The organism is Acinetobacter sp. NIPH 817, assembly GCF_000368405.1.
Taxonomy (GTDB): domain Bacteria; phylum Pseudomonadota; class Gammaproteobacteria; order Pseudomonadales; family Moraxellaceae; genus Acinetobacter.
Genome location: NZ_KB849420.1, coordinates 2,430,042 through 2,439,239 on the forward strand (window position 1 = coordinate 2,430,042; position 9,198 = coordinate 2,439,239).

The 9,198-nt window shown below is 29.1% G+C and carries 7 protein-coding genes; all 7 read right to left on the reverse strand.

The window, feature by feature from the left end; all coding sequences use genetic code 11:
* Positions 1-256: 256 nt before the first annotated feature.
* Complete coding sequence (locus tag F968_RS15105; RefSeq protein WP_004794357.1) at positions 257-1,246, reverse strand: hypothetical protein; 990 nt, start codon at positions 1,244-1,246, stop codon at positions 257-259.
* Entirely contained in the window at positions 1,200-2,714 is a 1,515-nt protein-coding gene (locus F968_RS15110; RefSeq protein ID WP_004794359.1) for a glycosyltransferase, read from the reverse strand. The genes F968_RS15105 and F968_RS15110 overlap by 47 nt, the downstream gene beginning before the upstream one ends.
* A gap of 10 nt (positions 2,715-2,724) precedes the next feature.
* Positions 2,725-3,774: a YheC/YheD family protein gene (locus F968_RS15115; protein WP_004794362.1), complete on the reverse strand. Its 1,050-nt coding sequence runs from the start codon at positions 3,772-3,774 to the stop codon at positions 2,725-2,727.
* Positions 3,774-4,568, reverse strand: a complete 795-nt coding sequence (locus F968_RS15120; protein WP_004794364.1) for a serine hydrolase — start codon at positions 4,566-4,568, stop codon at positions 3,774-3,776. Before F968_RS15120 ends, F968_RS15115 begins: the two co-directional genes overlap by 1 nt.
* 3 nt (positions 4,569-4,571) lie before the next feature.
* The gene (locus F968_RS15125; RefSeq protein ID WP_004794365.1) at positions 4,572-5,297 is read right to left on the reverse strand and encodes a CatB-related O-acetyltransferase; all 726 of its coding nucleotides are present in this window, start codon (positions 5,295-5,297) and stop codon (positions 4,572-4,574) included.
* 3 nt (positions 5,298-5,300) lie between these two features.
* Complete coding sequence (locus tag F968_RS15130) at positions 5,301-6,959, reverse strand: glycoside hydrolase family protein (RefSeq protein ID WP_004794366.1); 1,659 nt, start codon at positions 6,957-6,959, stop codon at positions 5,301-5,303.
* A gap of 115 nt (positions 6,960-7,074) precedes the next feature.
* Positions 7,075-9,198: type I secretion C-terminal target domain-containing protein (locus F968_RS15135; protein WP_004794368.1), on the reverse strand; the 2,124-nt coding region annotated here is incomplete at its 5' end.

Here is a 9,198-nt window from a genome sequence, read left to right on the forward strand (position 1 = left end):
ACATCACTCAAACCTGAAATACGAGGATAGTTATATAATTAATACCCTCAAGATTATATTTACATGAGAATGCATCAGTATCAATTATGAATTAATTAAGTTCAAAATATTTTTCCCTATTAAAAAAAATATTCTTACTTTACATACACTAAAGCTACGCACATCTTAAAAAATGTTTTAAATACATGTTTTAAATACAAATAATTATTACTAAAATTTTAAGAAAAGAGTTCTAAAACTTGTAGTATGATTAAAGTTATAAATTTAAGAAGTCCTTCTCATCAGAATCTAGTTTTATGCCAGATTCTATTATTGTTTTTTTAAGACAATTAACAATTATTGAAGAATTATAAAAGTTATTATATTTATTTAAAGGAAGTAAAAGCTTCCTATCATTTGCTACTAATGATAAATTTGATAAAAAATTTCTCATAAATATATAACCAGAGAACGAATTATCTTTAAAAACTGGGCTCCCATCAACGTATTTTCGTTTTATTATACTGTCTGGCAAATTTAATTTAATGTCATTCATTTTATTAGACAAAAAAGCTAATCTATACCACAACTTATTGTAAGGTATTTGATAAATGTTATTTTGTAAACTACTAGTACTAGTTGGTAAAAGAATTCTACCCTTTCTATCAATATCATCTTTTCTTAATAATCTTTCCGACCAATTTGCCATACCTTCAAGATACCAACTTGGTTTTAATGGACTATATCCGTATTGATAAAGATGAAATATCTCATGAGCAACAACAGTCCAGTAATTTCCTGGAAAATTTTCTAATCTATTGTTTAATTTAATCAATAATGCTTTATCTTTTTTTATTCCATCAAAACTAGCTAGGTAAGGTTTATCGTAAGCAATACCGTTATAACTTATGCTAACCACATGAATATCAATATAATTCACTTGAGATTTATATCGAGGGCTATTAAGAGGATTAACAAAACCTAAATAGTCCAGTGCATCTATAGTTGCATTAGCTTGAATTGCAATATTTTCTACATAATCTGGAATATTATTTTTATTGATATCTGTCTGCTCTATCTCATTCAGGCTATAAATCACCCTAACTTTTGCAGATTTATAATATTTTTTTTCTTCATCGACCGTCATATTTTTTTTGTCCGCCGCTAAACAAGCCAAGCTCATTAATGAGACTCCAAAAAAGAAAATAATCTTTAAAATATTATTTAAAGATAATATTTTTCCATAACTTAAAATTATTTTCATCATTGAATCTCCATACAGATTTAGCGCAGTTCTTATGGAAGAAACTTATTTTCTCTCTGTTATTCAATAATTCTATAGTAGAGTTAATAAATTTCTCATTGTCATTATCTTCAATCAAATAGCCATTATAGTCATTAATAATCATTTCACTTGGACCATAATCAATATCAAAAGAAATTACTGGGCAACCATTTTTTAAAGAATCCAATATAGCCATACAGAATCCTTCAGATCCACTAGTAAATAACATTAGATCTGCATTTTTGAGTACAGAATTTACATCAGAAACGAAATCACATAGCCGTACTACACCTACCAAATTATTATTTTCTATAGTTTTTATTAAGTTTTCCTTTTCAGGTCCAAAACCATAAATATCTAGGGTTGCTTTAGGAACTTTTCTATGAATTTCACCAAACAATTCTATAAGTAGATCTAATCTTTTTACTTTATCAAACCGTGCTAAGCAAACACACTTATATTTTTGTCTGGAATTTAAGCTATTTTCGAATGTTGCTTTTTTATAAAAATGGGGAATAACAGTGTAGTTTGGATAGGAACCAAATCTTTCACTAAAATCATTTTTTTGTTTCTCTGTTAAAAATATGAGATGATCTATTTTCTCTAAGTTTTCAATATAACTCTTGTAGTGTGCATTAGTTTTTGAATCTTTTTCTCTAGCTTTTGAATAATGTGCGGCATGAATAATGCCAATAACAGTAGAGTTCTCCCTTTTATTCAATAATATATTTTTTGCAAAAACTATGGCTCTATCAATAATATAAATCTTATGCTCATTTGCATTAATTTTAGATAAAGTATATTCAAATAGTTCAATTTCCGAACTAAATTTTCGTGAAATTATGCCACCGTCTTCATACAAATATAGACTAACGACCTTCCCTTCCTTATTATAATTTCGTGATAGGACAAGATGATTATTAATATCATAGAAATCTTCAGCAAGAATTAATCTGTTACTATCTAAAACTTGTGATGAGCTTAAAATCCCTTTTTCATTAAATTTTAATCTTTTAACTATTTTGCCAGATTCAAAAATATTTATATGACTCAAAAGACCTTGCTTATTTTTAACATAATATTTGCAGAGTTTATTTCTTTCATCAAAAATTTTAATATTCCCTAAACTATCACTTTCAATATTTTTTTCTTCGATGGTAATTTTACTACTATCTTCTGGATTAAAATCAATTGAAAATTTGCTTTTTTGATAGTAAGAATATAAATTGAAAAAATTAATATTTTTACTTGCATCTAAATCTAACAATTTGCTTGTATACAAATCCTTATAAAGAAGATTAACCATAGGATTATAGGAAAGAGTACATATATTTACTTTAATTCCATTTCTACTAAATAAATCTGCTCTTTTAATTAGCGCAATTAATAGACCATTTTTTTCCTGCTTAATTGCAGGATAAAGCATATATATACCCTTTTCTTTTAACATTATAATTCTCTTATCTTAGATTTATAGGTAAAAAGTTATTCTTGAAAGGTGGTTTTGCATTTTCTTGCAACCATTCGTAATAATCAACCTGAGCTTTTGCTACCGGATAAGCCATAAATCCAATTCCTGGCCCTGCATTAACTTCAAATATAGCAATATTCCCTTCTTGATCGATACCTAAATCTAGACCTAATGAATCTAAGCGCCATGCATATTGCTTTTGAAAAGCGAGTGGAAATTTTTCGAAAATTTTCTTTATACTTTTATTAATTTTTTCAAATGAGTTTGGATAATATTGTTCTAAAAATAATTTTTCACGTGTTGTGATTAATGCTCCTTGCATACCATTCGTAATATCAATATTTTTATTAATATTTACATAAGGGAAAAATTTTATTAATTTCCACTTACCACCAGCCCCCCTACTAATTTGCATCCGGAAGACTGTGTTTAGTGCATTATTTGTAGAACTGTTGAAATATCTGCTTAGAGAATAGCCTTTATTCTTAATTTCTTTATCAAAAAAACTTCTCAATTCATTTTTATTAAACTCATTTTTTCTATCTAACTGTTTTACTATATATTTTTTATCTAAAAACTCGACGGAAAAAATTCCTTTCCCCTGATTACTTGATAAGGGCTTTAGTATAACTTTTTTATATTTTTGAATTGCACCCAAAAGATCCTCAAATTCTTTACAGTCCTCAACACTTATCAAAAATTCGTTAATATCTTCAATTTTCTGAAGTTTTAGATCAACATTCTTTTTTGTCCCAATTCTATTTGATGTAAAAGGAATTCTTTCTGCTAATTTTAAATATATTTCCTTATCTTCTGCCTTAACAGCGAGTCTATTTTGAATTACATTAGGAAAGTTAAATTCTTTTTCTAAAACTTTTCCATTTAATATAGTCTTGCCTATCACCTTTTCAGTTTCAAAACACACATCTTTTGCTTTAAAAACATAAGCTTCATGCCCACGGCTTTGAGCAACAATGATGAAGATTTCTTCTACATCAGTTAAATTTTTTGCTGGTTTTAAAATTCCAAATACAGACATTATATTACTCCAATTAAATCATTAATCATTTCTTGATCAATCAATCTAGTGTGATCATTTTTTGAATATCCTAGACAAGCAATAAGATAATTATTGCGTTTTTTTACTATCTGTACGCTATTAAATACATTAGGAAAAAGTGTTCCTGTTTTAATAAATATTCTTTCATTAGTATCAAAATCAATATTGACATAGCTTTTATTTCTTTGAACAACAATACTCTGATGACTATAAAATAGAAAAGACTCTATTTTTTTATTTTCTAATATATTAATAACTAATTTTAATAAGTCATCGACAGTTGTATATTGTTTACTTTTATATAAACCATGCGAATTTAAAATATTTGTAAGTTTCATCCCAATTCTATTTATTAATCTTTCTACATGTTCTTCATAAGAAATATTCGTTTTTTCTTCAATTACTTCTTTTAAGACTTCGGCACTCGTATTGCTTGATTTAAATATCATGTTTTTAAGTAAATCATTGATTGTTATAAGATCATTTTCAAATAAATTATAACCACTCCCAACTATTAAATTATTTTTTTTAACTGTTACAATTTCTCTTAAAGAAATATTTAAATCAAATACTAAAAATAATGTTAATAATTTTATAACTGAACCAGGTACAATTTTGATATTTTTATTCTTAGAATAAACTTCAATACTATGCTCATTATCAATAATAAAGATTGATAAAGATTTAGCAGAAATTCTCTCAATTTTTTTCATAATTGAATTAAATTCAGTTAATCCTATTACTTTCGTATCTGTACTTGTAATAGTGCTCATAGTTTACTCCATTATTAATTTTTCCAATTTCATTTTTTCTATATTATTTTTTTGAAAATCAAATTCATTTAGAAAACATTGAATATTATCTATTTCTAGATTTTGGATGTCTGAAAATCCATATTCCCACCATTTTGACTCTAATAATCTATCAATAGTATCTTCATCAAATCTGAATTTTATAATTTTGGCTGGATTACCACCCACAATTGCATAAGGTGGTACATCTTTTGTAACGACTGAATTTGCAGCAATTACTGCCCCATTTCCAATAGTTATTGTTGGTTTCAACAATGCCCTTGCCCCAATCCAAACATCATGTCCAATATCCAATACTTTTTGTTCAATATTATTTGGTAACCTTCGAGCATTTTGATCCATCTTATTAATTTCTAAATATTTTTGATAAATTATAAAATTTCGATCATATGTTGTTGCTGAAGTCGTTAGCCATTCGTGAGGATGCCTTAAACCAAGTACCCTTACTCCCTCTGCTATTGAGCAATACCGACCTACTTTAGTAGTAATTGGCAATAGAGACCAACTATAGGAAAATGCTCCCATATTCCAAATATTGTTACCGACTAAAAATGCGCAAAAGGGTTCAATTTCTACTTTTTCGAGAAAATTAATGTAATCTTCGTCGAGGAATCTTGAGTTACCATTACGAGTAAAATATATATGATATTCACTCATAACTTTTTTTAGCTCTTTATATTGTCTTTTCATATATCACTCAAAATAGTTATAAAAAGCTACTAAACCAGATAAATTATGCTCTTGATCATCTATTCGTGCTCTAAAACGATCATGTCTAACATAGAATGCATTCTTAATTTTATCTGGCCTAGCCATATACATTGCTAATTCAGGGTAAAAAAATCCTGTAGAACGCTGGAACTCAACTCTATATTTAATTAATTCTTTTAATTCATTAAACTTGGCTTCTTCAAACAACTCGAGATAATCATTATCTCTCATATATGAAACCATTTTATATGCTGACATCATCATTTCTAAAAATGTTGCATAAGCAGTTTTTCTATTTTTAATAAATTCCATATGATTAAGATAGTTATTCATTCCGAATCTAAAATACTTTTCTTCTGGACAGATTTTTGTTAATTCATTTGTACAATAACTCAACCAATGGTCATGATATTTATCATATTTTTTAGAAATAAAATTATCAAACATTAGCTTAACAGTATCAAGTAAGTCTTTATTTTTATTAATCTGATATAAACGTAGGAGCCCTAAAGCAGCTTCTCCATCGTAATATACAATTCTAAACTTTTCTTTTACGCATAATGACGGATAATTTAAAATATGGCTAGTTTGACCATATTCATCAATCATATATTGTATCCCTTTTGCTAGCATTTCAGCATTTTTCAAATACTTATCATTACCAGTTATTTCTTGATATTTAGCAAGCATAAAAATTGCAGTTGCATTTGATCCTAATTTTATTTCTAAATCTTGTTCACCATCAATCATAAATCCTTTTTCTTCTATAATTTTATAAAAATTATCAAAGGCATATTCAATAGATTTTTCAATTTTATTTAAATATTTTTTATTAAAAACTACTTCTAATGTTTCCAATAATGCATATATCGACGTACAATGTCGAACAGTATTATAACTCTTAATTTCTCGATCATAAGCTGGAAAATAACCATAAATAAAACGACCATCATCCAAAATTTGATTATATAAAAACTCGGAATTATTAATAATAAGTTCTTTTATTTCGTCCTTACAATTTTCAGACTTATATCTTATTCCGTTTACAACTCCTCCAGTCTGTAAATCAATAAACTTCTCATTTTCATAAAAAGCAGATACAGTATCAAAAACCCATACTTTTTTTATATCATCTAGTTTAAATACCTTAGTAATATTTTTATATTTAGATTTTATTGCATCATTAAGGTTTTTTTCATCAAAAAAATTAGGTTTATCAAAAGAAATACCTTTTATAATAGCTTTCCCATATATTTCTTGCTCTAGAAAACATATGTGAAATTTATCATCAAAGCTAATTCCTTTCCTGTAGTGATTATTATGTTCTTGATTTAAAACATCAAAGTCAACTTCACTCCAGCTCTCTTCACTAATATTACATGCAATATCTATTTTAAAAAACTCAGGTATTCTTCTGTTTTTAGAATATAACTTATCCAAAAATGAATATATTCTTTTTAACACTGTATTAAAATTTTTATCAAAAGTGTTCCATACTTCACATCTTTTTTTATTATCACCCATAGATAAAAAAATACACATACCATTCTCATATTCAGAATGAGTTTTCAATTGAATTAACAACCAGTTTTTTAATTTTTCTTTGAATTCCTCAAATTTACTATATGTATTAATTTCCATATTATCACTTCAAAAAATCTTTTAACTTATTATAACATATCACATTTAATTTCAAAATTATTTAAACAAAATAAAAAGAGGACCCGTAGATCCTCTTTTTATTCAAACAATCAAATTAAAATAATATTTGACTATTTTGTAGCAATTCATCAATCGTAGTATTAGTATTTTTAAGAGTTAAGATTTCTGTAGAATTATAAGAAGTTCCACTTCCATCTCTATCTATACTAATTACTGTGTCACCACCTACTTGTGTAGCAGTTACATATTGACCGATATTTGTATTATTAACAGACTGACCCGATAATAAACTACTTATATCGATTTTATCTCCTTGTGCTTTATTAAAATCACTCCAGGTATCTAAACCATTTCCACCTGTAGGATCCGTTGCATTAAGAAGCTTAAATATAACTGTATCTGCACCAGTACTAGTTGTATAAACATCATTTCCTGATGTGCCAGAAATTAAATCATTTCCAGCGCCAGTTTCATAATGTCTACCCAAATTAATTGTTAATGCAGCAACATTACTTTCATCACCATTCGCAGCTATAAGTTTATAATTAAAACTTGTAGTTTGGCTTCCATCTGCTGTGGCATTTGGAGTAAATGTATATGTGCCGTTTGCTGCAATATTTAATGTTCCATTACTGTAAACTAAAGTTTGACCAGTAGCTTCAACAAATACTCCAGCTGCATTTTCTACAAATAATTTAGTACCTATACCGCCTGTTACATCAGTACCATTACCGCTATCATCTGTAATTACATTACCTGTAGCTGGAGTAAATTCTCCAGAAGCAGTAAATGCATCATAATGTGTCAGTGTTGGTTGAACTGAAGTTTGAACTGAAGTTGAATTAGTACCATTAACAAGGAATGACTCATTACTTTCAGTACTTGTATAAATTACACGCCATTGTGTCGCCACACTATCCGCTGGTATCGAATAACTATTATCAATGATCGTAGCATTTGCCCCCCCTAGGAATGGATGACTATAAGTTGTAGTTGGTGAAACATATACAGTTTGCCAGCTACCACCTACCAATTTTTGTACGCTATAACCAAAGGTATCATTATTGGCGCCAGATGAATCAGTTGTAGTAACTTTAATAGATAAGACAGCTGACGCATTTTTATCTACAGTAATAACATCTGAAGTATCCGTGCCAGGATTACGCGTATAAGTATAACCACCAAATAAGCTACCAGTACGAGTAACGGAAGCAGTCATTGAACCAAGATCTGCCGATTTTGTTTCAACAAAGTTTTTATAATCTACTTGAGCTCCATTGCTGTCATTAGTAGCAACTAAGTCAACTGTGCCATCCAAAGTAGGATCAGTTGGCCAATTAATGTCTACTTGAGAACTATCAATTCGGATATTAAGATTAGCTGTTGCGGTATTTCCATCAACATCTTGAATTGTATAAGTAAACGTATCGACTTTGCCTACTGAGTTAGGAATTTCCGGATTTCGGATGTATTCATAATTCCCATCCTTATCAATATACAGGTCACCATAAGCACCTTCTATTTTTTGGAAACCATTAACAGATTGATCAACAGTTAACGTGTTACCCGTTTCAGAGATTACTTGCGTAACGACTAATGGCTGACCTTCAGGATCGACATCCGCTACATCCCCTGCTCCCTCAGGAACAATGACGTTACCACTTACAACAACCTCACCATAATCAGTTGCTACACCACCTGATGGGATTGTTAAAGTTGGGAACCCTAAACCTGTAAAGTTAAGTCCTTGGTCATTTGTCATGACGATGGCATATTGACCTTCAGGTAAATCATTAATCGTGGTGCCACCTGTATAGAATCCTACAAGTGCTGCAAAAGCAGTTCCAGCATTTGGAATATGCTCATAAAGCTCATACTGACCAGTGTTTTCATTCAAACGAAGAACATCGAGGCCTAAACTCACAATACCTGCACCCAAATACAAACCACTGATATCAATATTGAAATCTTGAAGTGTTCCTTGAGGAACTTCTACTTGCAAGGCATTGTTCACAGCCCATGTCCAATCGAGAATCAAACCATCATAAGAAGGTAAAACTACAGATGTCTTAGATTGTGTAGGTACTGGGCTTGTAGTTGGATCGATATTAGCATCAAGCGTTGCCAAGTCATCATTCGCAACCAGATCAGAGTCTGAGTCACTGTCGCTATCAGAGTCCGAATCCGAGTCACTGTCAGAATCAGAGTCGCTGTCAGA

What these genes read in the sequence shown, in the direction of transcription:
- F968_RS15105 (WP_004794357.1), bottom strand. Translation starts at nt 1,246, where the DNA reads ATGATGAAAATAATTTTAAGTTATGGAAAAATATTATCTTTAAATAAT.
- F968_RS15110 (WP_004794359.1), bottom strand. Translation starts at nt 2,714, where the DNA reads ATGTTAAAAGAAAAGGGTATATATATGCTTTATCCTGCAATTAAGCAG.
- F968_RS15115 (WP_004794362.1), bottom strand. Translation starts at nt 3,774, where the DNA reads ATGTCTGTATTTGGAATTTTAAAACCAGCAAAAAATTTAACTGATGTA.
- F968_RS15120 (WP_004794364.1), bottom strand. Translation starts at nt 4,568, where the DNA reads ATGAGCACTATTACAAGTACAGATACGAAAGTAATAGGATTAACTGAA.
- F968_RS15125 (WP_004794365.1), bottom strand. Translation starts at nt 5,297, where the DNA reads ATGAAAAGACAATATAAAGAGCTAAAAAAAGTTATGAGTGAATATCAT.
- F968_RS15130 (WP_004794366.1), bottom strand. Translation starts at nt 6,959, where the DNA reads ATGGAAATTAATACATATAGTAAATTTGAGGAATTCAAAGAAAAATTA.